The organism is Amycolatopsis silviterrae, from assembly GCF_042684085.1.
GTDB classification, from domain to species: Bacteria; Actinomycetota; Actinomycetes; order Mycobacteriales; family Pseudonocardiaceae; genus Amycolatopsis; species Amycolatopsis silviterrae.
In genome coordinates this window covers 214,129-239,592 of sequence record NZ_JBHUKS010000016.1, presented here as the reverse complement: position 1 = coordinate 239,592, position 25,464 = coordinate 214,129, and the positions used below count along the sequence as shown (strand labels likewise).

Here is a 25,464-nt window from a genome sequence, read left to right as displayed (position 1 = left end):
TTATGGAGGTGTCGGAATGAGTTTTGCGAGGCAGGCCGCGATCGCCGGGATCGGTGCGACGGAGTTCAGCAAGAATTCCGGCCGCAGCGAATGGCAGCTAGCCTGCGAATGCGTGCTCGCCGCCCTTGCTGACGCGCAGATCCCCGTCGAGGAGGTCGACGGATTCGCGTTGTTCACCATGGAAACCAATCCGGAGATCGCGGTCGCGCGGGCGCTGGGGATTCCGCAGCTGAAGTTCTTCAGCCGTATTCCGCACGGCGGCGGCGGGGCGTGTGCGCCGGTGCAGCAGGCGGCGCTCGCGGTCAGCTCCGGTGTCGCGGACGTGGTTGTGGTGTACCGGGCGTTCAACGAGCGTTCCGGGCATCGGTTCGGGGCCGGGCCTCCGCCGTTCGCGTACACCGCGAACACCGATCAGGAATACCGGAACTGGATCAATCCGTACGGCCTGCTCACCCCGGCGCAGCAGGAAGCCTTTCTTGCCCGGCGGTATATGCACAAATACGGGGCCACGAGCGAGGATTTCGGCCGCGTTTCGGTGCTTTCGCGCAAACACGCGGCGGTGAACCCGAAAGCCTGGTTCCACGAACGCCCGATCACTCTCGAAGATCACCAGTCGTCGCGGATGATTGCCGATCCGTTGCGGTTGCTTGATTGCTGTCAGGAGAGCGACGGCGGGCAGGCATTGGTGATCGTGAGCGCGGAGCGGGCGCGAGACCTGCCACATCCGCCCGCGGTGATCGCTGGGGCTGCGCAAGGCGTTGGTCCGCAACAGATTTCGATGAGCAGCTACTACCGGGACGACATCGACGAAATGCCCGAGGTACAGCTGGTCGCCGAGCAGTTGTGGGCGCAGGCCGGAGTGGGCCCGGAAGGCATCGACGCCGCGATTCTGTATGACGCCTTCACGCCGATGGTGTTGTTGCAGCTGGAGGAATACGGATTCTGCGGCCGAGGCGAAGCGAAGGACTTCATCGCCAGCGGTGCGCTCGAACTCGACGGACGGCTGCCGGTCAACACACACGGCGGCCAGCTGGGGGAGGGGTACATCCACGGGGTCAACGGGATCGCCGAGGGCGTCCGGCTGATTCGCGGCAGCTCGGTCAACCAGCCGGCGAAGGCGCTGGAGCACGTGCTCGTCACCGGCGGATCCCCGGTGCCGCACTCCGCGCTCGTGCTCGCGGCGGACCGCTGATGGAGACGTTCGCGGAGGTCGTCCGGTCCCGGCGCGGGGACTCGCACGAGGCGTTGCGGTTCGAGGGCCGGAGCTGGACCTGGGACGAGGTCGTCGGCGAGGCCGCCGCGCGGGCCTCGCTGTTACGCAGCTTCGAACCGGGCGCTGGCCGGACGCAGCGGCACGTCGGAGTGCTGCTGCAGAATCTGCCGGACTTCGTGTTCTGGATTTTCGCCGCCGCGCTGACCGGCGACGTCCTGGTCGGCATCAACTCCACCCGGCGGGGCGCGGAGCTGGCGGCGGACATCAGCCACACGGACGTCGACGTGCTGCTCACCGAACCGCTCTACGCCGAGGAGGTCGCGAGCCTCGACCTGCCGGCCGTCCGCCGGGTCCTCGACGTGGAGTCCGCCGAGTATCGGGAGCTGCTGGCCGGGCACGCGGGTGCGGAGGCACCCGCGAGCCTGCCGGACCCTGCGGCGATCTTCCTGCTGCTGTTCAGCTCCGGCTCCACCGGCACGCCGAAGGCGGTGATCTGCGGCAACGGCCGCCTCGGCCGGTTGACCGACGCGCTGGCCGAGCGCGTCTCCCTGCACCGCGATTCGGTCACCTACCTGTGCCTCCCGCTGTTCCACGGCCACGCGATCATGATGAACCTGGCCGCGGCGGCGAAGGTCGGCGCGACGGTGGTGCTGGTGCGGAAGTTCTCCGCATCGCAGTTCGTGCCGGACCTCCGCGCGCACGGCGTGACCTACTTCAACTACGTCGGCCGGGTGCTCAGTTACGTCGTCGCGCAGCCGGAACAGCCGGGCGATGCGGACAACCGGCTGGAGGTCGCTTTCGGTTCGGAAGCCGCGCCGGGCGAATCCGCCGAATTCCGCCGTCGATTCGGCTGTGAAGTGCGGGAAGGCTACGGTTCCAGCGAAGGCGGAATCCGCATCGTGCCGGACCCGGATGCGCCGCCGAACGCGCTGGGCCGCCCCGCGCCGGGAATGCGCGCGGAAATCCGCGACCCGGACAACCGGGAATGCCCGCCCGCCGAATTCGACGAGAACGGCCTGCTGCGCAACGGCGAGGAAGCGACCGGCGAGATCGTCGCGGTGGGCCGCGGGAAAACGTTCGAGGGCTACTACCGCAACCCCGCCGCGATGGCCGAGCGGCTGAAATTCGGCGGCGCGGACTTCTGGACCGGCGACCTCGGCTACCGCGACCGCGACGGCTACCTGTACTTCGCCGGCCGGGCCGCGGACTGGCTCCGGGTCGACGGCGAGAACTTCGGCACCGCCCCGGTCGAGCGGATCCTGGGCCGGTACCCGGGATTCGCGGTGGCGCACTGCTACGGCGTGCCCGACCCGAAGACCGGGGACCTGCTGATGGCCGCTGTCGTCCTGGCGGAGGATGTCGTGTTCGATCCGGCCGGGTTTGACGAATTCCTTGGCGCACAACCGGATCTCGGTACGAAATGGCGACCGACGTTCGTCCGGATCCTCGACGAGGTGCCGGTGACCGGCAGCGGCAAGGTGGACAAGGCGCCGCTGCGTGCGCAGGGCTGGGAGGGCGGCCGGGTCTGGTACGCGCCTCGCCGGACCAGTCCGTACCGGCTGCTCACCGAGGAGGACCGGAGGGAGTTGCGGGCGGAGTTTGTGGCCCATGGCCGGGAGAATTCGCTGCCTGCGGCGTCTCGGCGTTGATCACCGGGGCGGCAGTCCGCGTGCGAGTGCGGCGAAGGTTTCGCGCAGTGTCGCCGGTACGGTCTTCTCCAGGCTCTCGTCCAGGAACCGGTTCAACACCGTCGTCATCGCCGCGATCGCCACGTCCGACACCAGTTGCGGATACAGATCGCCGACCCGCGTGCCGGTGCGGTCGGCGATCGCCGCGACCAGCTCGGCGGTTTCCACCCGGGCCAGCGCGGTGCGCATCTCCGGGGTCGCGCTCCACGCCTGCACCGCGCTGAGCTGCTCGGACGGCGGCTGACCGTAGGGCACGCCGTCCACGCGCAGCGGTTCGATGAGCGCTTCGGCGAGCGCGGTCCACAGCGGTTCGTCCGCCGGGCGTTTTCGCAGCAGGCCGGCGCTCAGCCGGATCCGATGGCCGTGCCGGTAGGCGACCGCGTCGTATTTCGTGGCGAAATAGTTGCTGAAGGTGCGCAGCGAGACCCCGGCGCGCTCCGCGATGTCCTCGCGGACGACGTTGTCTGGACCTCTCTCGTACATCAGCGCCACGGCGGCGTCGCTCAGCGCTTTGCGCGTGTCGAGCTTCTTGCGTTCTCGCAAGCCGAGCGGTCGTTGGTCAGCCATGCCGACCACGGTATCCAACCCGCCGCCACATTCGCCGGAATGACCGGTTTCGTTATGGACGCGCGCCGCGCAGGAACTGTTCGACCGCGGTCTCCACGAGCCCGTCGAGCAATTCCGGCGGAACGAGGTCGCCGTTGCCGAGGGTCGCGATTCCGTGCATCGTCGCGAACAGCACGACCCCGATCCGCTGCGGCGGCCCGTCCTGCAGCGCACCTTGTTCCTGTCCTTCGACGATCAGATCGTTCATCAGCCGGAACGGCGCTTCGGCGGCTTCGACGATCCGGGACGCGCCCGGGCGGTGTTTGCTGGTGTACATCAGTTCGAGCAGCGCCGAGTTATCGGTGGCGAAGCGGGTGTACGCCATTGCCGCCGCGCGCACGCGGGCCGGGAAGCCGTCCGCGGCCTTCAGCGCGGTGCGCAGTGCGGTGTCCAGCCGGGCGAATCCCGCTTCGGCGAGCGCGTCGAGCAACGCCTGCCGATCCGGGAAGTGCCGGCGCGGCGCGGCGTGGCTGACACCGATCTCCCGGGCCAGGTCGCGCAGCGACAGCTGGTCGGCTCCGTGCGCGCGCAGACCGCGCTCGGCCGCGTCGAGCAAGGCGGTGCGGAGGCTGCCGTGGTGATAGGGGCGGTCGTCGGGCGGGGCGGGCACCCGATCAGTCTAGCAGCATGTTTCCGTTGACAACATTGTTGCCGGTGCCTACTTTGGGGGCATGGACCTTCTTCCGCAAAACCAGAACGGCCGCACCGCCGTGATCACCGGTGCGAACAGCGGGCTCGGCCGCGAAACCGCCGCGGTACTGGCGGCGAAGGGCGCGCGGGTGGTGCTCGCGGTGCGCAATACGCGCAGCGGCCGCGAGGTCGCCGCCCAGCTGCCCGGCGACGTCGAAGTCCGGCGGCTCGACCTCGCCGATCTGGCGTCGGTCCGCGCGTTCGCCGCGGAGTTCACCGAACCGATCGACCTGCTGATCAACAACGCCGGCATCATGATCCCGCCGCTGTCGCGCACCGCGGACGGCTTCGAATCGCAGTTCGGCACCAACCATCTCGGCCATTTCGCGCTCACGAACCTGCTGCTGCGCCAGATCCGCGGCCGCGTGGTGACAGTTTCGTCCCACGGGCACCGGGTCGGCTCGATCGACTTCGACGACCTGAACTGGGAGCGCAGGCCGTACCGGGCGACGGCCGCCTACGGGCAGTCGAAACTCGCGAACCTGCTGTTCACCGCAGAACTTCAGCGCCTGCTGAAAGAGGCCGGTTCGCCGGTGCTCGCGACCGCCGCTCATCCCGGCGTGGCGGCCACGAATCTGTTGAAGGTCGACTCGTCGGTGGCGCAATTCGGCACTCGCCTGCTCGCGCGATCCCCGGCCGACGGTGCCCGGCCGACGCTTTACGCCGCCCTGGCCGAAATTCCCGGCAACAGCTTCGCGGGCCCGCGTCACCTCCTGCAAAACTTCGGTGCGCCGAAACTCGTTGGCCGGTCGCGGAAAGCGCGTGACCGGGAGACTGCTCGTCGCTTGTGGACAGTCTCCGAGGAGTTGACCGGGGTGCGCTTTCCGCTGACCGTTCCGGCCTGACGCGTTATTTCGCGGTCGCGCCGGTTTCGGCCAGGAACGCGGTCAGTTCCTTGGCCAGCCGTTCCGGCTGGTCCTCGGGGATCAGCGTGCCGCTGTCCGGGATCTCGACCAGCCGGCCGTCCGGAAACAGTTCGGCGAGCCGCCGCCCGTGGCCGGCGGGCATCATCCGGTCCTTGTCCGCCCATACGACGAGAACCGGCCGCTCGAACGCCCGCAGCCGCTCCGTCCAGGCGAGGAGTTCGCGCCGCGGCGGGCTTCCGGTGGCGAATTTGACCAGATCCCGGCGGATCTCCTTGTCCCGCAAGGCTGGTGTGAACCAGCCGTCGAGGATGTCGTCGGGAATCCGGTTTTCGCACATTCCGCCGTACGCGGCTTTGGCGTGCCGGTAGAACCAGGTCCGGGTGAGCTGGGCGTGCAGTGCCGGTCCGCCGGGGAGCCGGAGCAGTTTCACCGCCGGTCGCGCGGGTTTGGGCGGGAAATTGTCGAACGCCTCGCAGGCGACCAGCACAAGCCGGCCGACCCGCGCGACATGGTCCGCCCGCGCCATCCCGTCGGCGACGAGGAATTGGCCGCCGCCCCAGTCGTTGAGCACGACAGTCGCGTCGCGAAGGCCGAGTTCGGCGAGGAATTCGCCGAGCAGCCGCGCGACGCCGAACTGGGTCAGGTCCGCGTCGGGCCGCATGGGCGCGAGATGGGCGCCGAGCGGCAGCGTGGGCAGGATGCAGCGGTAGCCGTCCAGCAAGGGGACGACCTTGCGCCATTGCGTGCCGGACATCGGAAACCCGTGCCCGAACACCAGTGCCGGTCCGGTGCCGCCGGTGTCCGCGTAGTCGATCGGCCCGGCGGACAGTTCCACGCGCGGCATCGGCCCTCCTCGGTCTCGCGACTAGAGCGTTCTCTCTAGTCGCGAGACTAGGCCGGGCGAGGGCGGCCGCGCAACGGTCACTTCCCGGTGAAGACCACGCGGTTCCCGTCCGGGTCGGTGAGCGGCAGGATGCGCGCGCCGCCGCCGGGCTGCGGGCCGTCGTGGGCGGCGCCGGCCTTCGTCGCGTGCGCGGCGGCGGCGTCGAGGTCTGTCTCGTCGAGGACGACGGTCGAGCGGCCCGCGCGATCGGGTTCGGACCACACCTGCAGCCCGAAAGTGTCGCCGAGGTGCCATTCGAGCAGGCCGGGCATCGGCCGGGTGTCGGGACCGCGGCCGAACAGGGCGGTGTACCACTTCTCGGCGCGCTCCAGGTCGGAGACGGTGCACTGGGCGAGTGCTCGGCGGATCATGGCGGTCCCTCCTGGAGTGATTGTGATCTGCAAGCACTCTCAGGGGACCATAAGTGCTAGCGAAGTGCAAGCACTTGCCTCGCGAGGGCTGATCAGCGGCCTATTATGAGCAAAAGCTCATCTCGTTCAGGAGGTCCGTGATGGCCGGAAAGCGGCTGCAGCCGCGCAAGGAGCCCCGGCAGGTGCGCGGCGAGCTGACCCGGCGGCGGATCCTCGCGGCCGCCCGGCAGGTGTTCGCCGAGCTGGGGTACGCGGCGGGCACCACGAACCGCATCGCGGAGCGGGCGCGGGTGTCGATCGGGTCGCTGTACCAGTACTACCCGAACAAGGACGCGATTCTCGTCGCGCTGGTCGCGGAGCATCTCGACGCGGGCGAGGAAACCCTGCGGCGGCACCGGGAAACCGCCGGGGAGCCGGAGACGCTGGAAGGCGCGCTCCGGGAACTCGTGCACGTGGCGATCCAGAACCACCTCGACGATCCGCAACTGCTGCGCGTGATGGTCGAGCAGGCCCCGCGCGCGCCGGAATTGCTGGAGCAGGTCGCCCGGCACGAGCAAGAGCGGATCGCGGACGTGCGCGGTTTGCTCGAGCGGTTCCCGGAGACCGCCGTGCCCGCCGCGTCCACTGTGGACATGGCGGCGCGGATCGTGGTGAACACCGTGGAACTGCTCGTGCACAAGCTGATCGCCGGGCCGGAGCCGCTCGATCTGCCCGTGTTCGAGGACGAGCTGGTGACCATGCTGACCCGCTACCTCGCGCCGGCGGGGTCCGAGCGGAGCAGCGGGTTGCGCCGTTGAGTCGGCCGAGGCCGCGACGCCGGTTGTCAAGTGTCGGACATCACTGTGGACGTCGTGATCGATCAGGCAATCGATCCCGAAATCACCGGGGTGGCGCAACGCGGGCGACGAAGGCCGGGACCCGCTGGGCGGGACCCGGGGCGGTTCGGGCGGGTAGTCGGCGGTTTCGCGCGAACGCCGGCGCGGCGCGGGGACCTCGGCGCTTCCGGCGGCCGGGGCGGTAGCCCGGCGCTATGACCGTGCTCTCTTCGCGCCCGTCTTGGGAAAACGGCCTCCGGTTGGCTGCCGGAGCCGGGGCGGCGTGGGAGTATCCAGCGCATCTGTACCTGAAGCGGGCGAAGTCGGACCAGTGGCGACCCAAAACGCCGTCAGGCCCGGCCGGCGGATCTTCCGCGGACGAGCGGGAAGGAGACAGCATGCTGATCGGGGTGCTCAAGGAGGCCCAGCCGGGGGAGACGCGGGTCGCGGCGACTCCGGAAACGGTGGGCAAGCTGCGCGGGCTGGGTTACGACGTGGCGGTGGAGCCGGGCGCGGGGCTGGCGTCGGGGTTTTTCGATGAGGCGTATGTGGACGCGGGTGCGACGTCCGGGCCGGTGGCGGATGCGGATGTCGTGTTCGGGGTCAACGCGCCGTCCTCGTCGCAGTTGGACGCGGTGAAGTCTGGCGCGACGGTGGTGAGCTTGCTGGCTCCGGCGTTGAAGCCGGAGCTGGTGGAGGATCTGGCGAAGCGGCCGATCACGGCGCTGGCGATGGACGCGGTGCCGCGGATCTCGCGGGCGCAGTCGCTGGACGTGCTGTCGTCGATGGCGAACATTGCCGGGTATCGGGCGGTGGTGGAGGCGGCGCACACGTTCGGGCGGTTCTTCACCGGTCAGGTGACGGCAGCGGGGAAGGTGAACCCGGCGAAGGTCCTGGTGGTGGGTGCGGGTGTCGCGGGGTTGGCGGCGATCGGCGCGGCTGGGTCGCTGGGGGCGATTGTGCGGGCGACGGACCCGCGCCCGGAAGTCGCCGATCAGGTGAAGAGCCTGGGCGGTGAGTATCTGTCCATCGAAGACCCGAACGCGGAGGTTTCCGCTACCGGGTACGCGAAGGAGATGGGCGACGACTACAAGGCGCGCGAGAAGGAGCTGTACGCGACGCAGTGCCGCGAGGTCGACATCATCGTCACGACGGCGTTGATCCCGGGGCGTCCGGCGCCGCGGATCATCACCGGCGAGATGGTCGCGTCGATGAAGCCAGGTTCGGTCATTGTGGACATGGCGGCGGCGAACGGCGGCAACGTCGAGGGCTCGGTCGCGGGCGAGAAGATCGTCACGGACAACGGCGTGACGATTCTCGGCTACACGGACCTCGCGGGCCGTCTTCCGGCGCAGGCGTCCCAGCTGTACGGCACCAACTTGGTGAACCTGATGAAGCTCATGACGCCGGAGAAGGACGGCCAGCTGGTGGTCGACTTCGAGGACGTGGTGGTCCGGTCGATCACCGTGGTGCGCAACGGTGAGCTGACGTGGCCGCCACCGCCGGTGCAAGTCTCCGCGGCGCCGCAGAAACCGGCGGCAGCGGTGGAGAAGAAGGAAGAACCGGCGAAGGAGCCGATGTCCTCGGGCCGTCGGCTGGGGCTGGTTTTGGGCGTGGCGGCGGTGTTCCTGCTGCTGGCGGCGCTGGCTCCGGCGGCGCTGCTGCCGCATCTGACGGTGTTCGCGCTGGCGATCGTGATCGGCTATTACGTGATCGGGCACGTGCACCATGCGCTGCACACGCCGTTGATGTCGGTGACGAACGCGATTTCCGGGATCATCGTCGTGGGCGCGCTGCTGAATCTGGTCAGCGGCAACACGGTCGTGGTGGTGCTGGCGGCGGTGGCGACCTTGCTGGCGACGATCAACATTTTCGGCGGCTTCGCGGTGACGCGACGGATGCTCGCCATGTTCTCCCGCAGCTGACCCGAGAGGCCTTCTTCAGATGACTGTGCACACTGCGAGCCAGGCCGCCTACATCGTGGCCGGGCTGTTGTTCATTCTCGCGCTGGCCGGGCTGTCCCGGCACGAAACCGCGCGGGTCGGTAACTATTTCGGCATGGCCGGGATGATCGTCGCGCTGATCGCGACCATCGCGCAGGCGGTGTCCGGGGAGATCACCGGTACTTCCATCGCGTTGATGATCATCGCGATGGTGATCGGCGCGGGGATCGGGCTGCGCCGGGCGGCCGTGGTCGAGATGACCGGGATGCCCGAGCTGATCGCCCTGCTGCATTCGTTCGTCGGTCTCGCCGCCGTGCTGGTGGGCTGGAACGGGTACCTGCAGGTCGAGTCCGACCCCTCCGGCGGCGAAGCGGCGCACCTGGATTCCCTTGGCACGTTGGGGATTCACCACGCCGAGGTGTTCATCGGCGTGTTCATCGGGGCGGTGACGTTCACCGGCTCGATCGTGGCGAACCTGAAGCTGTCGGCGAAGATGAAGTCCGCGCCGTTGATGCTGCCGGGCAAGAACTTCCTGAACCTCGGTGCGCTGGTGTTGTTCGTGGCGTTCACCGCGTGGTTCGTCGTGAGCCCGGCGTTGTGGCTGCTGATCGTGGTCACCGTGCTGGCGCTGGCGCTGGGGTGGCATCTGGTCGCGTCGATCGGCGGCGGGGACATGCCGGTGGTCGTGTCGATGCTGAACTCGTATTCCGGGTGGGCTGCGGCGGCGTCGGGGTTCCTGCTGGAGAACGACCTGCTGATCATCACCGGCGCGTTGGTGGGTTCCTCCGGTGCGTATCTGTCCTACATCATGTGCAAGGCGATGAACCGGTCGTTCATCTCCGTGATCGCGGGCGGTTTCGGCATCGAAGCCGGGCCTAGTGGCGACAAGGATTACGGCGAGCACCGGGAAATCAACGCCGAGGGCGCGGCGGAGTTGTTGACCGCTGCCTCGCGGGTGATCATCACGCCGGGCTACGGGATGGCGGTCGCGCAGGCGCAGTACGGGGTGGCGGAGCTGACCCGGAAACTGCGTGACAAGGGCATCGAGGTCCGGTTCGGCATCCACCCGGTCGCCGGACGTCTGCCGGGCCACATGAACGTGCTGCTGGCCGAAGCGAAGGTTCCCTACGACATCGTGCTGGAGCTGGACGAGATCAACGACGACTTCTCCGACACCGACGTGGTGCTGGTCATCGGCGCGAACGACACGGTGAACCCGGCCGCTGCCGAGGACCCGGGCAGCCCGATCGCGGGGATGCCGGTCCTCACAGTGTGGGAGGCGGAGAACGTCGTGGTCTTCAAGCGCTCCATGGCTTCCGGGTACGCGGGGGTGCAGAACCCGCTGTTCTTCCGGGAGAACTCGGCGATGCTGTTCGGGGACGCCAAGGACCGGGTCAACGACATTCTCGCCGCGCTGTGAGGCCGCGAAGGGCCCCTTGCGCCGGGGCCGGCGCGGACGGCGGGAGCTGAGCGTGTCAGTCCGTGAGGGACTCCCTGAGGGAATCTGATTCCAATGCCAGGGACTTAAGGCGGGCGCTGCGGGTGCCGTTGAGGCTCGTCTTGCCCAGGTCGCAGGGGCTGGCCAGGGCCGGTGCCGTTCTTGGCGGGCCGGCGGGAGCGGGTTTAGTCGTCCGTGAGGGGAACCCTGAGGGACTCTGATTCCCTCAGGGTTCCCCTCACGGACCTCCGGATATGGCCATGCGGGCACAAAACGGGCAAATCGCCGGTTCTGGCGTCCTTTGTGGATGGTCCAGCCGACGTGCGGCCACGCGGCTTAAGTCCCTGGCATTGGAATCAGATTCCCGCAGGGGTCCCCTCACGGACTTTAAAGAAACGGGCATTCTGGCATTAATCGGGTAGCTTTCACCGAAGCCGGGGCGAAGTCCGCGACCCGCGACAGCCGGCGGCTGCTTCACTTCGGCGGCCGGGGACCTTAGAGTCCGGAACCATGAAAGCCGTACACATCAAGGACCTCGAAGGACCGTCGACCGTCGCCGTGTCCGAAGTGGACGCACCGGCCCGGGCGGACGACCAGGTGCTGATCGACGTGCACGCGGCCGGGGTGGCGTTCCCGGACGTGTTGCAGACCCGTGGGCTCTACCAGGTGAAGCCGGAGTTGCCGTTCATTCCGGGCGCCGAGGTCGCCGGGGTCGTGGCGGAGGCTCCGGAGGGCGCGGCGGTGAAGGCCGGGGACCGGGTCGCGGCGCTGCCGTTCCTGGGCGGGTTCGCCGGGCAGGTCGCGTGCGCGGCGGACGCGGTGTTCCCGATTCCGGACGACCTGAGCTTCGAGCACGCGGCGGCGATTCCGTTCAACTACCTGACCGCGCACTTCGCGCTGTGCCGGCGCGGGCGGATGGCGGCCGGCGAGACCGTGCTGGTGCACGGTGCGGCCGGTGGCGTCGGGACGGCGGTGATCCAGGTCGCGAAGGCGTTCGGCGCGGGCAAGGTGCTCGGGGTGGTGTCGACGCCGGAGAAGGGCGAGGCGGCGGTCGCGGCCGGGGCGGACGAGTACGTGCTGGCGGACGGGTTCAAGGACGCGGTGAAAGCGGCGACCGGCGGGCGCGGAGTCGACGTGATCGCGGACGTCGTCGGCGGGGACCGGTTCACCGATTCGCTGCGCTGCCTCGCCGCGGACGGGCGGATGCTGGTCATCGGGTTCACCGGCGGGTCGATTCCCGAGGTGAAGGTGAACCGGTTGCTGCTCAACAACTTGGACGTCATCGGCGTCGGATGGGGCGCGTACGCGCTGCCGCGGCCGGGGTATCTGCAGGGGCAGTGGGCGGAGCTGCTGCCGAAGCTGGCGGCCGGGGCGATCGTGCCGCCGCTGGGCGGGAGTTACCCGCTGGCGGAGGTGCGGGACGCGCTGGAGGCCATCGAAAACCGGAAGGCGATGGGAAAGCTCATTCTCGCTGTGCGTCCATAGTGGACTGTGCGAAGCTCTGGGTGCCGACGGCGGCCAGCAGTTCCAGGTGATCGCTGCCCGGCGGGGCGGTGAACCACAGGAGCCGCTGGCCGCCGTCCTCACTGAGGAGGTTCATGCAGTCGAGTTCGAGGGTGCCGAGCGTCGGGTGGATGAGCCGTTTGCGGTCGGTGCGCCTTACCGCTACCTCTCGTTGTGCCCAGTGGTGCGCGAATTCCTCGCTGCTGCTGCGGAGGGCGGTGACCAGCGCGTCGGCTAGCGCGTCGCGGCCGCGTTTGGCGATCGCGGCGCGCAGGTCGGCGACGAAGACGCGGGACTGGTGCTCGTGTTCGTCCGGGTGGTAGCGCTCGCGCGCGGCGGGGTCGGTGAACCACTGGTAGACGAAGCTGGCCTTGATGCCGTCGCCGGGCACCGGGGCGCCGAGCAGCGCCTCGGCGAGCCGGTTCTGCACGAGCGGGACGCTGAGGTCGGTCATCACCTGAGCCGGCGTCGCGGACAGCTGTTCGAGGAGGTTGAGCAGGGCCGGCTGGACGTGCGCGTTGCCGCTCGACGCGGGCGGCAGCGGACGGCCGGCCAGGTGGTAGAGGTGGTCGCGTTCGTCGCTGGTCAGCCGCAGCGCGCGGGCCAGCGCGGCCAGCATCTGCTCGGACGGCTGGGCGCCGCGGCCCTGCTCCAGCTGGCCGTAGTAGTCGACCGAGGCGCGGGCCAGGGTGGCCACCTCGTCCCGGCGCAACCCGGCCACCCGGCGGCGCGGCCCGGCGGAGAGGCCGACGTCCGCCGGGCTGATCCGGTCGCGTCGCGACTTGAGGTAGCCGCCTAGTTCACGCAGGTCCATGCCCGCCACTATGCCCGCGCGCGGCCGGCCGCAGCCAGGCGTCGCCGGCACCACCTACGCGACGCTGAGCAGGACTTTGCCTCGGGCGTGGCCCTCGGCGAGGTAGGCGAGGGCTTGTGCGCCGTCCGCCAGGGGGATTGTGCGGTCGACGAGCACTTCGAGGTCCGTCACCTTCGCCAGTCGGGCCGCGTCGGAGGTGTGGAATACGAACTCGGCTCCCTCGGCGGGGGCGGGTGTGGTGACGAGACGTCCGCCTGGCTTGAGGACGGCTAGCGACTTGGTTCCGGTCTCGCCGCCGACGGTGTCGAGTACGACGTCGATTCCGCGCAGGTGGCGGTCGAAGGCTGTTCGGCGGTAGTCGATGACCGAGTCGGCGCCGAGTTTTTCCGCGATGGCGACGCCGGTACCGGACGCGGTCGCGATGACCCGCGCGCCGAGCCGCCGGGCGATCTGGACCGCGAAGCTGCCTACCCCGCCGGCCGCGGCGTGGATGAGGACTGTCTGTCCTGATTGGACGTTCGCGACTTCGACCAGCGCCTGCCACGCGGTCGCGGCGGCGGTGGGGAGGCCTGCGGCGGTCTCCAGGCTGAGGTGAGGCGGTGCGGGGACCAGCTGGGCCGCGTCGATCACGACCTTCTCCGCGAAGGCCCCGCCGACGCCGGGATCGAGGCGGCCGAGGACGGGGTCGCCGATCTGCCAGCCGGGGGCTGGGGCGGCGATCCGTCCGGAGAAGTCGGTGCCGGGGGTGTAGGGGAACGGGGTGGGGAAGACGTCGCGCATGGTTCCGGCGGCGATTTTGAGGTCTAGGGGGTTGAGGGCTGCTGCCACGACGTCGACTACGGCTTGGTGCGGTTCCGGGGTCGGGTCGGGGACGTCGGTGAGGGTGGGCTGCTGGCCGAAATCGGTGCGGCGGAGGGCTTTCATGGTGCCAGCGTGCGGGAGATGGGGCGGGGGAGCTAGGCGGTGGTTGTGCTGGTGACGGCGTCGCCTGGCTTAGCCGTCCGCTAATACCGCCCTTACCGCTTCCTCCGCCGACAAGCGGGTGCCGCGGTCGAATTCGGCGGCGAATTCGGGGCCGAGAACTGCTTGCGCGGCTTCGGTGATCCGGTCCACGTCACCCCGCTCGGCAGCGGGGAGGGGCGCGTCGACGCTCCGCCGTGCCGCGTCGGCGGCACCGAGCAGCAGCGCCGCGGATTGCGGAATCACCGTGCCCGCCAAGCCTTCCAGCGACAACGCGTAAGCACGCGGCTCATCCAGCGCCCGGGCACAGTCCAGCCCACGAAGATGATGCTCCCGCGCCTGCGCCACATCACCCCGGAGTTCGGCCACGAAGCCGAGTTCCGCGTGCAGCAAATGGTCGCCCGCCGTGGAGGACAGGCCGCGGTATTCGTCGCGGATGCGGGTCAGGTGGCGGTCGGCGGAGTCGAGGTCGCCGGAGCGGCGGGCGCCAAGGGCGAGGCCCATTTCGGCGTGGATCCGGCCGTAGGTGTAGCCGTGCGCGGCCGCGGTGCGGCGGGCTTGTTCGTGCAGGTCACGGGCTCGATCCCAGTCTCGTTCGAGCAGGGCCAGGCGGCCTAGGCCGGACAGTCTCGCCGACACTTCCGCTTGCAGGTCCAGTCCGCGCGCGATGGCGAGTCCCTCGTGCTGGCGGCGGGCGGCTTCCGCGTAGTCGCCCTTGATCTCGGCGAGTGCGGCCAGCGGCGGGATGGCCTGCAGTTCGCCCCAACGGTCGCCTAGGCGGCGGAAGAGTTCAGCGCTGCGCAGGCCGTCTCGGCCGAGTCCGGCCAGGTCGCCGCTGACCAGGCTGAGCATGGCGCGCAAGCCGAGCGCGGCGGCGATGCCCCATTCGTCGCCGGACGCGGTCGACCGGGCGAGGGCGCGCGCGTTCACCTCGTGGCTGGCGGCGGTGTCGCCGACGCTGAACAGGCTGTAGGCGCGCAGCCACAGCGCCCGAGCGTCGTCCGGGGCATCGGGCGGGGCTGGCGAGCCGGTCAGCAAGGCGAACGATCCATTGAGGACGGTGAGTGCCGGATTCGGTTCGGTGACCCGGGAAACGGCGGACAGCATTCGCCTGCCTTCGGTGAGGCGGCCGCGCAGCAGCCACCACCAGGACAACGCCGTCGCCAGCCGCGTTGCCTCGTCGGGGGCTTGGCAGATCGCTTCGTCCAAAGCCGCGCGCAGGTTGCCTGCTTCGGCGTCCAGGCGGGTCAGCCACGTTTGCTGTGCTGCGCCGTGCAGTTGGGCGTTTTCGGCGAGTTGCCGGTAGTGGCGCAGGTGTCGGCGGCGCGTCGCAGCCGGGTCGGCCAGCCGTTCGACGGCGTAGGCGGCGACGGACTCCAGCAGCCGGTACCGAACTCCGGCGGGGCTGTCCGTGACGGTGACGAGGGAACGGTCGACCAGCCGCAGCACGAGGTCGAGCACGTCGCCGCCGCAGACGGCTTCGGCGGCGGCCAGGTCGAAGCTGCCGCGGTGCACGGCCAGCTTGCTCAGCACGGTTCGTTCCGGCTCGCTGAGCAGGTCCCAGCTCCAGTCGAGCACCGCGCGCAAGGTCTGCTGCCGGGCCGGGGCGCCGCGCGAGCCTCGGGTCAGGACGGCGAATCGGTCGTTGAGGCGGGCTGCCAGTTCGCGCACGCCCAAGCCGCGTACGCGGGTGGCGGCGAGTTCCAGGGCGAGCGGGAGACCGTCGAGGCGGCGGCAGATTTCGGTGATTGTGTCGGGGTCGCCCGCGAAGCCCGGGGCGGAGGCGGTGGCCCGTTCGGTGAACAGCCGGACGGCGTCCTCTGTCGGCAGGGGTTCCACCGCGAAGACCGTCTCGCCGGGCAGGCCGAGCGGTTCCTGGCTGGTGGCCAGAATGCGCAGGTGACGGGTGGTGCGGAGGAGCGTTTGGACGAGTTCCGCGGCGGCGTCGACGACGTGCTCGCAGTTGTCCAGGACCAGCAGCAGGTGCCGGTCGCGCAGGGCGTTGGCGAGCCGTTGGGGCGGGGAGGCGGAGTCGATCGTGTCGCGGATGCCGAGCGTGGCGGCGGTCGCCTCGGCGAGGTCGGCGGCGGTGCCGCGCAGGCCGGCGAACTCGACCAGCCAGACGGGTCGTGAGTGGCAATCCCGGTTAGAACCGGGATCAGCACTCACGACCCCCAGCGCCAGCCGCGACTTGCCGACCCCTCCCGGCCCAGTCAACGTCACCAGCCTGCCCGACAGCTTGCCCACCTCGGCGAGCGCCTTCTCCCGCCCGATCAGCGGTGTCAGCGCCTGCGGGAGATTGCCGCGCGGCTCGGGGTCCTGCCGAAGCAGCGACTCGTACAGCGCGCGCAGCTCCGGACTCGGGTCGACGCCCAGCTCCTCGGCGAGCCGGGTGCGGAGATCCGCGTACGAGGCAAGGGCTTCGCTCTGCCGCCCGCGCAGGTACAGCGCACGCATCTGCGCCGCCCGCAAGCCTTCCCGGAGCGGATGCTGCGCGATGACTTCCGCCAAGCTGTCCGCGGCGGAGTAGTCGCCTGCTTCGACCTGCGCTGCGGCCTGCTCTTCCCGGACGGTCAGCCGCAGTTCGGCTAGCCGGTGCGCGGCCGGTCGTGCGAACTCCTCGTCGGCGAAGTCGGCGAACGGTTCGCCGCGCCACAGGTCCAGCGCTTCGGTGAACCGGGCGGCGCGGGCTGCTGGATCCGGCGTCGCGCGGGCCTGGGTCACGAGGTCGTGGAACTGGGCGGCGTCCGAGTGCTCGATCCGCAGCCGGTAGCCCGCGGGGTGCCGTTCGACGCCGTCGCGGCCGACGATCCGCCGCAGCTGCGACACCTTGGCCTGCAACGCGCCCGCGGGTTTGCCCGGCGGGTGCTCGCCCCACAGGTCCTCGATGAGCCGGTCCGGGGTGACGGGGCCGCCGTCGTGTGCCAGCAGTGCGGCGAGGAGCGCGCGGACTTTCGTTTCGGGGACGGTGATCGGCGTGCCTGTCCCGTCCCAGACCGCGAGCGGGCCGAGCACCCCGAACCGCATCCATCGCTCCCGTCGCGCCATCAGGTCACCGTCAGTCGATCGTAAGCATTCCCGAAGCCCCGGTCCGCACTGTGGGCGCATGAGCCCCACCTCAGTCGCCAGCCCGGTCCAGCGGCTGCCGCTTCTCGCGTTGCTGTCCCTCGCCACCGCGGTCTTCGTCACCAGCCTCACCGAGACGCTGCCCGCCGGGCTGCTGCCCGCGATGAGCGATTCGCTCGGCGTCAGCGAATCGGCGACCGGGCAGACCGTCACGGTCTACGCGCTCGGCACGGTGCTGACCGCGATCCCTCTGTCCACAATCACCGCCGGCTGGCGGCGCAAACGGTTGCTCCTCACCGCGATGGCCGGATTCACCGTGGCCAACACCGTGACCGCGGTGTCGTCGGACTACAGCCTGACGATGGTCGCGCGCTTCGCCGCCGGGGTCGCCGGCGGTCTCGCGTGGGCGTTGCTCGCCGGGTACGCCCGGCGCCTGGTCGCCCCCGCCCAGCAGGGCCGGGCCCTCGCGATCGCCATGGCGGGCATTCCGGTCGCGTTGTGCCTCGGCGTGCCCGCGGGGGCCTTCGTCGGCCAGCTCAGCGGATGGCGCACCGCGTTCCTCACGATGTCGGCGCTCACCCTCCTGCTGCTGGCGTGGATCGGCGCGGCGGTGCCGGACTATCCGGGCCAGGCAGGCGGAGCGCGGCCGAGGCTGCTGCCCGCGCTGCGCGTCCGGGGCGTCGCGCCGGTCCTCTTCGTCACGCTGGTTTTCGTGCTGGCGCACACCGTCCTGTACGCCTACCTCGCCACCTTCCTCACCGGGCTCGGCATGGGCGGCGAAACCGACCTGGTCCTGCTGGTCTTCGGCCTCGCCTCGATCGCGAGCATCTGGATCGTCGGTGCGCAGATCCATCGGCGGCTGCGGTTGCTGACGATCGTCAGCGCGCTGCTGGTCGCTGTCGCCGCAGCGGTGCTCGCGACCGAACCGGCGCTGGTTTACGCGGCTGCCGCGCTGTGGGGACTCGGCTGGGGCGGCGTGCCGACCTTGCTGCAGACGGCGGCGGGAGATGCGGGCGGCGAGTCCGCTGACGCGGTCCAGGCGATGCTCGTGACGCTGTGGAACGCCGCGATGGCGGCTGGCGGTGCCGTCGGCGGAGTGCTGCTGGACGTCGCGGGCAGCGGTTCGTTCCCCTGGGCGGTGCTGGTGTTGATGGCACCGGTGCTGGCGGTCGTGCTGCTCGCGCGGCGGCACGGTTTCCCGGACGCGCCGCGGGGAACCTCCTAAACGCTCTTCGTCAGGTAGACCGCCCCGCGAATGTGCTTCCCGAGCGTGTTCGCGGGCGGTTCGGCTTCCCAGTAGCCGGCCCGGCGGTACATCGTCAGGTTCCGTTCGCTGCCCGACCCGGTGTAGAGCACCAGGCTGGCCGCCTCCGGCGGGGCCTGCTGCTCGGCGTGGCTCAGCAGCCACCGGCCGACGCCTTGCCCGGCGAGATCGGGGGCCACCATCAGGCGGCCGATCTCCCAGCGGTCCTCTTCGAGATGGGCGCGGACCGCGGCGACGAGCCGTCCGCCGATCCGGACCGTCCACACGCGCGTGGACGCGATCCAGCCGCGCACCGTGTCGAGGTCCTCGTGCAGCGCGGGCACGTCGAAGGTGTCGTTGACGATCGCCTGCGGGACCCAGCAGCACCGTTGCAGCACCAGGAGTTCGGCGGCGTCGGCGGATTGGGCTTCGGACAGCTGGGCATCGGCGAGCGGCAGGGCGGCGAGGTCGGTCACGTCTCTTGATCTTGCGCGCCGGAAGCACCGGTGTCCACCGAATATCCGGCCGCGAGCCGCCGCTGCGCGAGTTCGGCCAGCAGCGTCGCACCGTCGGGGAGAACGGCGTCGTCGAACTCGGCGTCCGGCGCGTGATTTCCGGGCGCGGTAACGGGATCCCGGCCGGGCGGGCACGCGCCGACGCTGGTCATCACTCCGGGGACGGCGGCCAGGATCCGGCCGATGTCGTCCGAGACCAGCGCCGGTGCCGAGGTACGGACGAACCGGTCCGGGCCGAAGAGATCGTGCACGGTGTCGCGCACGAAATCCGCTTCGCCGATGTGGTTCACCGTGGCCGGATAGCCGGGCCGATAGGTGGTTTCAGCGCGGATTCCGTGTGCGTGCGCGACACCTTGCGCGGCGCGGTCCACGGCGGCGGCGAGCCGTTCGAGGGTGGTGTCGGACAGCGCCCGGAGCGTCGCGTCGAGCTGCGCCTCAGCGGGGATGATCGTCGCCTGCGTTCCAGCGTGGACGCTGCCGACGGTCAGGACCACCGGCTCCTGGACGTCGAACTCCCGGTTGACCACTGCATACAGCGCGGTGATCAGAGCACCGGCCGCGGGCACCGGATCGGCGGTGCGGTGCGGCCAGGCGCCGTGTCCGCCCCGGCCGCGCAAGGTGATCGTGACGCTGCCCGAGGCGGCTAGTGCGGGACCGGCGGTGTTGGCGAAGGTGCCCAACGGACCAGAAGCGGCGGAATGCAGGGCGTAGGCGGCGATCGGTTGGGTGCCGGTCGCGTCGAGGAGGCCTTCGTCGAGCATGTGGCGCGCGCCGTCGTGACCCTCCTCGCCGGGCTGGAACATGAGCAGTACGTCACCCGCCAGCTGGTCCCGGCGGGCGGACAGCAGGTGTGCCGCACCGACCAGCATCGCCGCGTGCTGGTCGTGGCCGCAGGCGTGCCGGGGCCCGCCGGGGAACGGCAACGCGTCGAGGTCGGCGCGGAGCAGCACGGTGGGGCCGGGCGAGGCGCCGCGCACGATCCCTACCACCGAACTCAGCGCGCGGCCGGTGCGGATCTCGATCGGCAGGCCGTCGAGCGCGGCGAGCACGGTTTCCTGCGTGTGCGGGAGGTGGAGCCCGACCTCCGGCTGCGCGTGCAAGCGCGCTCGCAGCCGGGACAGGTCAGCGGCAGGCAGCGGGCTCATCCGCGCAACGCGGGCAGGATCGTTTCCCCGACCCGGTAAGCCTCTTCCAGCAACGGATTGCCGGACAGGATGAACACGTCGACCCCGAGGTCCTTGAACTCGGCGAGCCGCTCCAGCACCTGCTCGGTGCTGCCGACCACGGCGGTGCCCGGGCCCGGGCGGAACAGGCCCATGCCGGGCCACAGGTTCGGATGCTGTTCGAGTTCCCGCGCGCGGGCCGGGACGACGCCGCCGTGCTGGCGGAACTGCCGCCGCCAGCCTTCGCCGTCGTTCCCGGCCGCGTCGCCGAGCATGCGTTGGTACGTGCGGTCGCTGGTGACATCGAGAAGCCGGTCGGCGGCGGCCCACGCTTCTTCCTCGGTGTCCCGGACGATCAGGTGCAGGCGCAGGCCCAGCCGGAGTTCGCGGCCGTGCGCGGCGGCGCGTTCGCGGACCCGGGCCAGTTTTTCCTTGAGCAGATGCGGAGGTTCGCCCCAGGTCAGGTAGACGTCGACGTGCTCGGCGGCCATTTCGATCCCGGCCGGGGAGGACCCGCCGAACCACAGCGGGACGTGCGCGCCGCCGTCCGGGACCAGTTCGGCGAGCCCCTGCCCGGCCCCGGTCAGCTCGTAGAACTGTCCTTTGTGGTCGAACGTCTCCCCGGCGGTGAGGCGTTTGACCAGCGACCAGTACTCGGCGCTGAGCGCGTACCGTTCGTCGTGCTCCAGCTGCAGTCCGGCCTGCCGAAGGGCCGGGGTGGAACCGTTGACCACGTTGAACCGCAAGCGGTCCCGGCCGAAGAGCTGTTCGAAGGTCAACGCCATTTTCGCCAGCTGGGTCGGCGAAATCAGCCCCGGGTGCACGGCGAGCAGCGGTTTGAAGGACGGCCGGGTGACCGCGGCGAGCGCGCTGGCGAGCGGCCACACGTCGTAGAGATCGGTGGCGAACAGTGCGCCGTCGAAGCCGAGGCGGTCGGCCGCGGCGCCGAGCTGTTGCAGATAGGTCAGATCGACTTCGCGGCGGCCTTCGGGCTCCCACGGATAAGCACCTTCGCGGGGGATGAGGTACCAGAGGATTTCGGTCATCGGTTCACCCCGAGTTCGGTGGTGACGGCCTGGTCGAGGCCCGCGTGCCGGATCTGTGCGACCTCGATCGGCTTCGCCAGGAAGCCGGCCGCGGCCAGGATGTCGGCGGCTTCCTGCTGCTCGGCGAGGAAGGCGTCGCTCACCGGTTCGAGCCGCCAGGGCAGCACCGCCAATGCCGCGTACCAGTCGGCGACGGTGCCGCCCTGGTCACCGGCGGTGAACTCGGCTGCTTCGGACAGGTTCGCGGCGACCCGGTCGTCGGCCTGCTGCAGTGCTTTCACGACGGTGCCGACGATTTCGGGTCGCGTGTCCGCGAAGTAGCGGCGGGTGAAGAACACCGAGCGGTCGGCGATCACGTCCCCGGCCTCGACGAGCGTGCGCACCGCTTCGGCGCGGCGGGCGGCGAACAGTTCGGCGCCTTGCGCGACCCACGCGCCGATCCGGCCTTCGCGGAGGTCGTCGGCGGAGGACGGCCCGGCCCGGCGCGCGGTGATGTCCCGGCCGTAGTCGAGTCCGTGGCTGCTCAGGAGTTTGCTGACGAAATGGGTCTGCCACGAGCCGATCGCGAGGTCGACGGTCTGGCCCTTCAAGTCTTCGACGGTCTGGATACCGGTGTGGATGCCACTGTGCACGAGCAGCGCGCCGTGGCCCGGCCGGGGCGCGGAGACGGCGGCGTAGACGAGGTCGTGGCCGTCGGCCTGTGCGGACAGCGGCGGGGTCGACCCGGTGCCGCCGAAGTCGATCCGGCCGTCGGCGAGCGCGGCCGCGGTGTCGAGCCCGCCGACCCGGTGCCACTCCACCTGTTCGCCGAGCGGGCGCAGGAGGGTTTCGAGCAGCCCGAGCCGGGACAGGTGGTAGAGCGAGGGATTGTGCGGATGGACTCCGATGTGGACAGTCATGGCGAGGTCTCCTCAAGCGAGTGCACGCCGAGGTCGGCGAGCAGGCGGGAACGAAGGGCGGCGAAAGCGGGGTCGGCCGGGTCGCGGGGCCGGTCGAGGGTGATGCGCTCGTCGGTGATCAGGCGTCCCTCGCGCAGGACGCCGACGCGGTCGGCGAGCCGGACGGCCTCGTCCACGTCGTGGGTGACCAGCAGGACGGCCGGGCGGTGGACGCGGCACAGGCGTTCGACGAGGTCTTGCATCCGCAGCCGGGTCAGCGCGTCGAGCGCGGCGAACGGTTCGTCGAGCAGCAGCAGTTCGGGTTCGCGGACGAGCGCGCGGGCCAGCGCGACCCGCTGGGCCTCGCCGCCGGACAGCGTGGCGGGCCAGGCGTCCGCATGGCTGGCGAGGCCGACCTCGGTGAGCGCTTCCCGCCCGGTCTCGCGGGTCGCGCCGCCGCGCGGCATGCCGACGGTGACGTTGGCCAGCACGCGTTTCGACGGCACCAGCCGGGGTTCCTGGAACACCACCGTGCGGACCTTGGGCACCAGCACGGTGCCGCCGTCGGCGCGGTCGAGCCCGGCCAGCAACCGCAGCAGGGTCGTCTTCCCGCTGCCGCTGGCGCCGAGCAGGGCGAAGAACTCGCCGCGCCGGATGTCGAGGTCGAGGCTGTCCAGCACCGCGCGGTCGCCGAACCGCCGTTCGAGCGCGCGCAGGTGCACTGCCGCCGCGTTCACCGGGCGCCCCGCCCGGCCGTCCGCCACGGCATGACCAGCCGTTCCAGCAGCCGGACCGCGCCGTCGGCGAGCAGGCCGATCACGGCGTAGATCAGGATGCAGACAGTCAGCACGTCGGTGCGCGAATACTCCTGCGCGGTCGACATCAGGTAGCCGATGCCCGCCGTCGAGTTGATCTCCTCGGCGGCGATGAGCGCGATCACGCTGAGCGTCATCGACAACCGCAGCCCGGACAGCAGCGACGGCAACGCCCCGGGCAGCACGACCTCCCGCACGAGAGCAAGCCGGCCCATGCCGAACGTCCGCATCGCTTCGAGGAGGCCGCGGTCGGCGTTGCGCACTCCTCCGGAAGTGGAGACGTACATGGGGAAACTTGTCGCGACCGCGATCAGCACGACGCGCGCGGTTTCGCCGATCCCGAACCACACCATGAACAACGGGACCAGCGACAGGAACGGGACGGTCCGCAGCAGCTGGACGGACGAGTCGAGCAATTCCTCGCCCAGCCGGGAAAATCCGGTGAGGACGCCGAGCGAGAGCCCGACGAGCACCCCGATCGCCAGCCCGGCGCCGGCTCGGGCGAGCGAGACTTCCAGAGCGTCGCCGAGTTGTCCGCTGGTCCACAGTTCGCCCACCGCGGCCAGTACTTGGCCGGGCGAGGCCAGCAGCGTCGGGCTGAGCACGCCGGTCGCCGACCCGGTGATCCAGGCGAGCAACAGCACCAGCGGGCCGACGACGCGCAGCGCGAGTCGCAGTCCGCGCCGTCTGGTGCGGGTCGCCGGCGCTTCCGGGACAACGAGCCCGGCCGTCGGCGCGACGGAGATTTCGGTCGCCGTGCTCACTTCGGGCTCCCGGGCAAGGTGTTGACGTCGAGCACGTACGGCTTGACGTCGAAGAAGCCATTGGTGATGTGCTGATCGGCGAAGAACCGCGCGACGTTGTGGAAGCGGTCGAGCTCCGGCGCACCGATCGGGGCCGTGGGCGTGAGTGCCTTGTTGATCGACTCCGCGACGGTTTTCTGTGCTGGGGAAAGAGCTTCCGGCCCGGAAGAGGTCTTGACGTTCAGGAACGCGCCCGGGTCCTGCTGCTGACGCTGGCCCGCGCCGCGCAGATAGTCGTACAGCGCGCGCACGACTTCGGGATGCTGGTCGGCGAATCCGGTGCGCACGGCCCAGACCGCGTAGTTCTCGGAACCGACCTGGCCGCCGGTCACGAGGAAGCGGGAGCCGCCTTCGGCCAGCCGCGGCACCGAGAACTGCGCCCACGTCGACCACGCGTCGACCTGGCCGGACGCGAACAGCGGCGCGACCTGGCCAGGCTGCAGATACACCCGCTGCACCGACTCGATCGGCACGTTGGCCTGCCGCAACGCTTGCAGCAGCAGGTATTCGCTCGTCCCGCCGTGCCAGACCGCCACCTTCTTGCCGGCGAGGTCGCGCACGCTGGTGATCGGGGAGCCGTTCTTGACGAGGATGCCCTCGCCGAGTTTGTCCGGCTGGGTAGCGGAAAACAGCTTGAAACCGGGGTTCTGCGCGAGCGCGGCGGTCGCCGAAGTGATCGAGCCGGACGCGAAGTCGAGCGCGTTCGCGTCGAGCTGCTGTGCGGCGGGGGCGAACGCTCCGGCCGTGCCGGTCCATTCGACCGAGGCGTGCACCTTCGCTAGGGCGGCGGCGAGCGAACCGTCCTTGCGGCCCAAGGCGAGCAGGCCGGAGTTGCTGTCGTCGGGGATGCGGACCTTCACCGTGCCCGCGTCGGCCGAACTGGACGAGCAGGCGGCGGTTCCGGCGAGGGCGAGGACCGCGGCGGCGGCCAGGGCGAGGATTCTCATGGTCGGGCTCCGGGGGAGATCGGGGATACGGAAGCGAGTGCGCGGGCGGCCAGCAGCGGTTCGGGAGCCGCCCAGGCGGACACATCCACCGGGCGTTCGAGGAAGCCTTGCTGCCGCAGGAAAAGCTCTTGCTGCGCGAGCAGCTCCAGCCGGGTGTCGGACAGCGACAGCCCGAGGTTCGCGGCGGTTTCGGGGCGGTAGGCGCCGGTGACTCCTTCGACGCCCGCGCCGGTTTCGGCACGGAGGATTCGCGCGACGTCCTCGGGCCGGTCAGCTGCCCACGCGGCGGATTCCAGCAGGATCGCGAGGAACCGGGTCACCACGTCCGGGTGTTCGTCGAGCAGCCGCTGATGGACGGTCACCGGCCGCGGCGTGCCGTTGTTGACCCGCGCCCGGCGGTCCGGGGCGGCGTCGAGGTCGATCGCGACCCTGGCCCCGAACCGGCGCGCGGTTTCGACGGCGACCGCTCCCTTGACGTAAACGGCGTCCACGATGCCGTCCCGCAGCGCGGCCAGCTCGCCTTCCCACTGGCCGATCGGGGAACCGGGCACGTCGACCAGTTCGGCGTCGGCGAGGGTGAGCCCGGCGAGCGACAGCGCTCCGGCGTGGCCGTGCAGCGCCATCGCCCGCCAGAAGTCGATCGCGATTTCGTGGCGGGGCACGGCGAGCCGGAGTCCGCGCAGCTGTGCGGGCTCGCCGACCGGGCTGTCCGCGCGCACCAGGATGCTCTGGCGTTCTTCGATCCAGGTCAGCGCGATCAGCCGCGTGTCGGCGCCGCGCGAACGGGCCCAAAGCGCCGGGACGTTGCCGCCCTCGCGGAACAGGCCGGGCAGTTCGTGGGTGAAATGCGCGTCCCGCCGGTCGGCGGGCAGATCCTGGAGCGCGCGCACACGGATGCCGTCCGGGGCGAATGCGCGGGCCAGTTCGCCGCGGTCGGCGGCGATCCCGGTCGCGGTGGGCACGGGACAGCGGGTGAACCAGATTTCCGGCAGGGCGGGCACAGTTTCTCCAGCGGGTGGGGAGGGGAGACGGCCGAGACCGTCGCACGTGCTGTGCCGGGCCGACAATATTTTCCACATCATGAGAGATCTGTCGGCCGCTGCTGGTACTAGCCTGCGGCGGTCCGTGAGGGGAACCCTGAGGGAATCAGAGTCCCTCAGGGTTCCCCTCACGGACCTCCAGCCGGGGAAACTGTGCG

Annotated in this window: 23 protein-coding genes; 8 read left to right on the top strand and 15 right to left on the bottom strand. The window is 70.4% G+C overall.

The features are described 5' to 3' along the window. The first annotated feature begins 16 nt into the window (after nt 1-16). Entirely contained in the window at nt 17-1,192 is a 1,176-nt protein-coding gene (locus tag ACFSVL_RS23875; RefSeq protein ID WP_378307708.1) for a lipid-transfer protein, read from the top strand. Continuing rightward, complete coding sequence (locus tag ACFSVL_RS23870) at nt 1,192-2,862, top strand: AMP-binding protein (RefSeq protein WP_378307706.1); 1,671 nt, start codon at nt 1,192-1,194, stop codon at nt 2,860-2,862. Before ACFSVL_RS23875 ends, ACFSVL_RS23870 begins: the two co-directional genes overlap by 1 nt. Here the strand turns inward: ACFSVL_RS23870 and ACFSVL_RS23865 are convergent, their stop codons facing one another. Together ACFSVL_RS23865 and ACFSVL_RS23860 are read right to left on the bottom strand one after the other, a co-directional pair. Beyond that, on the bottom strand, nt 2,863-3,468 hold the full coding sequence (locus ACFSVL_RS23865) for a TetR/AcrR family transcriptional regulator (protein WP_378307705.1): 606 nt from the start codon (nt 3,466-3,468) through the stop codon (nt 2,863-2,865). A 52-nt stretch (nt 3,469-3,520) separates the two neighbouring features. Beyond that, nucleotides 3,521-4,117: a TetR/AcrR family transcriptional regulator gene (locus ACFSVL_RS23860; protein ID WP_378307703.1), complete on the bottom strand. Its 597-nt coding sequence runs from the start codon at nt 4,115-4,117 to the stop codon at nt 3,521-3,523. Nucleotides 4,118-4,178: 61 nt separating this feature from the next. Here ACFSVL_RS23860 and ACFSVL_RS23855 point away from each other — a divergent pair, with 61 nt between their 5' ends. Then, nucleotides 4,179-5,042, top strand: coding sequence for an oxidoreductase (locus ACFSVL_RS23855; RefSeq protein ID WP_378307701.1), 864 nt, complete (start codon nt 4,179-4,181; stop codon nt 5,040-5,042). A gap of 4 nt (nt 5,043-5,046) precedes the next feature. Here ACFSVL_RS23855 and ACFSVL_RS23850 read toward each other — a convergent pair whose 3' ends face one another. Beyond that, a complete protein-coding gene (locus ACFSVL_RS23850; protein WP_378307699.1) occupies nt 5,047-5,907 on the bottom strand; it encodes an alpha/beta fold hydrolase in 861 nt (286 codons plus the stop codon). 77 nt (nt 5,908-5,984) lie between these two features. Beyond that, entirely contained in the window at nt 5,985-6,317 is a 333-nt protein-coding gene (locus ACFSVL_RS23845; RefSeq protein WP_378307697.1) for a VOC family protein, read from the bottom strand. Between the two features lie 140 nt (nt 6,318-6,457). Between ACFSVL_RS23845 and ACFSVL_RS23840 the strand changes: the two genes are divergently transcribed. From ACFSVL_RS23840 to ACFSVL_RS23825, 4 genes are all read left to right on the top strand, one after another. Beyond that, nucleotides 6,458-7,114: a TetR/AcrR family transcriptional regulator gene (locus tag ACFSVL_RS23840; RefSeq protein WP_378307695.1), complete on the top strand. Its 657-nt coding sequence runs from the start codon at nt 6,458-6,460 to the stop codon at nt 7,112-7,114. 416 nt (nt 7,115-7,530) lie between these two features. Next, complete coding sequence (locus ACFSVL_RS23835; RefSeq protein WP_378307693.1) at nt 7,531-9,057, top strand: Re/Si-specific NAD(P)(+) transhydrogenase subunit alpha; 1,527 nt, start codon at nt 7,531-7,533, stop codon at nt 9,055-9,057. 19 nt (nt 9,058-9,076) lie between these two features. Further along, the gene (gene pntB, locus ACFSVL_RS23830) at nt 9,077-10,495 is read left to right on the top strand and encodes a Re/Si-specific NAD(P)(+) transhydrogenase subunit beta (protein WP_378307691.1); all 1,419 of its coding nucleotides are present in this window, start codon (nt 9,077-9,079) and stop codon (nt 10,493-10,495) included. Between the two features lie 528 nt (nt 10,496-11,023). Further along, complete coding sequence (locus ACFSVL_RS23825; RefSeq protein WP_378307689.1) at nt 11,024-11,998, top strand: NADPH:quinone oxidoreductase family protein; 975 nt, start codon at nt 11,024-11,026, stop codon at nt 11,996-11,998. Here ACFSVL_RS23825 and ACFSVL_RS23820 read toward each other — a convergent pair. The 3 genes from ACFSVL_RS23820 to ACFSVL_RS23810 all read right to left on the bottom strand — a co-directional run bounded on the left by ACFSVL_RS23820 (nt 11,976) and on the right by ACFSVL_RS23810 (nt 16,838). Continuing rightward, nucleotides 11,976-12,830, bottom strand: a complete 855-nt coding sequence (locus ACFSVL_RS23820; protein WP_378307687.1) for a helix-turn-helix transcriptional regulator — start codon at nt 12,828-12,830, stop codon at nt 11,976-11,978. The two genes, ACFSVL_RS23825 and ACFSVL_RS23820, sit on opposite strands and share 23 nt — an antisense overlap. Before the next feature lie 54 nt (nt 12,831-12,884). Continuing rightward, nucleotides 12,885-13,754: an NADP-dependent oxidoreductase gene (locus tag ACFSVL_RS23815; RefSeq protein WP_378307685.1), complete on the bottom strand. Its 870-nt coding sequence runs from the start codon at nt 13,752-13,754 to the stop codon at nt 12,885-12,887. Nucleotides 13,755-13,823: 69 nt separating this feature from the next. Beyond that, nucleotides 13,824-16,838: a BTAD domain-containing putative transcriptional regulator gene (locus ACFSVL_RS23810; RefSeq protein WP_378307683.1), complete on the bottom strand. Its 3,015-nt coding sequence runs from the start codon at nt 16,836-16,838 to the stop codon at nt 13,824-13,826. A 58-nt stretch (nt 16,839-16,896) separates the two neighbouring features. Between ACFSVL_RS23810 and ACFSVL_RS23805 the strand changes: the two genes are divergently transcribed. Beyond that, nucleotides 16,897-18,081: an MFS transporter gene (locus tag ACFSVL_RS23805; RefSeq protein ID WP_378307681.1), complete on the top strand. Its 1,185-nt coding sequence runs from the start codon at nt 16,897-16,899 to the stop codon at nt 18,079-18,081. On the opposite strand, the gene ACFSVL_RS23800 is transcribed toward ACFSVL_RS23805, so the two are convergent. From ACFSVL_RS23800 to ACFSVL_RS23765, 8 genes are read right to left on the bottom strand one after another with little or no spacing between them, the layout of a single operon-like run. Then, nucleotides 18,078-18,575, bottom strand: a complete 498-nt coding sequence (locus tag ACFSVL_RS23800; RefSeq protein ID WP_378307679.1) for a GNAT family N-acetyltransferase — start codon at nt 18,573-18,575, stop codon at nt 18,078-18,080. The genes ACFSVL_RS23805 and ACFSVL_RS23800 overlap by 4 nt on opposite strands. Further along, a complete protein-coding gene (locus ACFSVL_RS23795; protein ID WP_378307677.1) occupies nt 18,572-19,759 on the bottom strand; it encodes a M20 metallopeptidase family protein in 1,188 nt (395 codons plus the stop codon). The genes ACFSVL_RS23800 and ACFSVL_RS23795 overlap by 4 nt, the downstream gene beginning before the upstream one ends. Next, nucleotides 19,756-20,823 (bottom strand): LLM class flavin-dependent oxidoreductase, encoded by a 1,068-nt coding sequence (locus ACFSVL_RS23790; protein WP_378307675.1) that lies wholly within the window; start codon nt 20,821-20,823, stop codon nt 19,756-19,758. The genes ACFSVL_RS23795 and ACFSVL_RS23790 overlap by 4 nt, the downstream gene beginning before the upstream one ends. Further along, nucleotides 20,820-21,722 (bottom strand): ABC transporter substrate-binding protein, encoded by a 903-nt coding sequence (locus ACFSVL_RS23785; protein WP_378307673.1) that lies wholly within the window; start codon nt 21,720-21,722, stop codon nt 20,820-20,822. Before ACFSVL_RS23785 ends, ACFSVL_RS23790 begins: the two co-directional genes overlap by 4 nt. Further along, nucleotides 21,719-22,438 carry an ABC transporter ATP-binding protein gene (locus ACFSVL_RS23780; RefSeq protein WP_378307671.1) on the bottom strand — a complete coding sequence of 240 codons (720 nt, stop codon included), beginning with the start codon at nt 22,436-22,438 and terminating at the stop codon, nt 21,719-21,721. Before ACFSVL_RS23780 ends, ACFSVL_RS23785 begins: the two co-directional genes overlap by 4 nt. Beyond that, entirely contained in the window at nt 22,435-23,280 is an 846-nt protein-coding gene (locus ACFSVL_RS23775) for an ABC transporter permease (RefSeq protein ID WP_378307669.1), read from the bottom strand. Before ACFSVL_RS23775 ends, ACFSVL_RS23780 begins: the two co-directional genes overlap by 4 nt. Further along, on the bottom strand, nt 23,277-24,266 hold the full coding sequence (locus ACFSVL_RS23770) for an NrtA/SsuA/CpmA family ABC transporter substrate-binding protein (RefSeq protein WP_378307667.1): 990 nt from the start codon (nt 24,264-24,266) through the stop codon (nt 23,277-23,279). Before ACFSVL_RS23770 ends, ACFSVL_RS23775 begins: the two co-directional genes overlap by 4 nt. Continuing rightward, nucleotides 24,263-25,267 (bottom strand): ABC transporter substrate-binding protein, encoded by a 1,005-nt coding sequence (locus ACFSVL_RS23765; RefSeq protein ID WP_378307665.1) that lies wholly within the window; start codon nt 25,265-25,267, stop codon nt 24,263-24,265. Before ACFSVL_RS23765 ends, ACFSVL_RS23770 begins: the two co-directional genes overlap by 4 nt. Between the last annotated feature and the right edge of the window lie 197 nt (nt 25,268-25,464).

Excerpts from the sequence above, each read along its gene's own strand:
- ACFSVL_RS23875 (WP_378307708.1), top strand. The coding sequence starts at position 17 with ATGAGTTTTGCGAGGCAGGCCGCGATCGCCGGGATCGGTGCGACGGAG.
- ACFSVL_RS23870 (WP_378307706.1), top strand. The coding sequence starts at position 1,192 with ATGGAGACGTTCGCGGAGGTCGTCCGGTCCCGGCGCGGGGACTCGCAC.
- ACFSVL_RS23865 (WP_378307705.1), bottom strand. The coding sequence starts at position 3,468 with ATGGCTGACCAACGACCGCTCGGCTTGCGAGAACGCAAGAAGCTCGAC.
- ACFSVL_RS23855 (WP_378307701.1), top strand. The coding sequence starts at position 4,179 with ATGGACCTTCTTCCGCAAAACCAGAACGGCCGCACCGCCGTGATCACC.
- ACFSVL_RS23850 (WP_378307699.1), bottom strand. The coding sequence starts at position 5,907 with ATGCCGCGCGTGGAACTGTCCGCCGGGCCGATCGACTACGCGGACACC.
- ACFSVL_RS23845 (WP_378307697.1), bottom strand. The coding sequence starts at position 6,317 with ATGATCCGCCGAGCACTCGCCCAGTGCACCGTCTCCGACCTGGAGCGC.
- ACFSVL_RS23840 (WP_378307695.1), top strand. The coding sequence starts at position 6,458 with ATGGCCGGAAAGCGGCTGCAGCCGCGCAAGGAGCCCCGGCAGGTGCGC.
- ACFSVL_RS23835 (WP_378307693.1), top strand. The coding sequence starts at position 7,531 with ATGCTGATCGGGGTGCTCAAGGAGGCCCAGCCGGGGGAGACGCGGGTC.
- pntB (WP_378307691.1), top strand. The coding sequence starts at position 9,077 with ATGACTGTGCACACTGCGAGCCAGGCCGCCTACATCGTGGCCGGGCTG.
- ACFSVL_RS23825 (WP_378307689.1), top strand. The coding sequence starts at position 11,024 with ATGAAAGCCGTACACATCAAGGACCTCGAAGGACCGTCGACCGTCGCC.
- ACFSVL_RS23820 (WP_378307687.1), bottom strand. The coding sequence starts at position 12,830 with ATGGACCTGCGTGAACTAGGCGGCTACCTCAAGTCGCGACGCGACCGG.
- ACFSVL_RS23815 (WP_378307685.1), bottom strand. The coding sequence starts at position 13,754 with ATGAAAGCCCTCCGCCGCACCGATTTCGGCCAGCAGCCCACCCTCACC.
- ACFSVL_RS23810 (WP_378307683.1), bottom strand. The coding sequence starts at position 16,838 with ATGGCGCGACGGGAGCGATGGATGCGGTTCGGGGTGCTCGGCCCGCTC.
- ACFSVL_RS23805 (WP_378307681.1), top strand. The coding sequence starts at position 16,897 with ATGAGCCCCACCTCAGTCGCCAGCCCGGTCCAGCGGCTGCCGCTTCTC.
- ACFSVL_RS23795 (WP_378307677.1), bottom strand. The coding sequence starts at position 19,759 with ATGAGCCCGCTGCCTGCCGCTGACCTGTCCCGGCTGCGAGCGCGCTTG.
- ACFSVL_RS23790 (WP_378307675.1), bottom strand. The coding sequence starts at position 20,823 with ATGACCGAAATCCTCTGGTACCTCATCCCCCGCGAAGGTGCTTATCCG.
- ACFSVL_RS23785 (WP_378307673.1), bottom strand. The coding sequence starts at position 21,722 with ATGACTGTCCACATCGGAGTCCATCCGCACAATCCCTCGCTCTACCAC.
- ACFSVL_RS23770 (WP_378307667.1), bottom strand. The coding sequence starts at position 24,266 with ATGAGAATCCTCGCCCTGGCCGCCGCCGCGGTCCTCGCCCTCGCCGGA.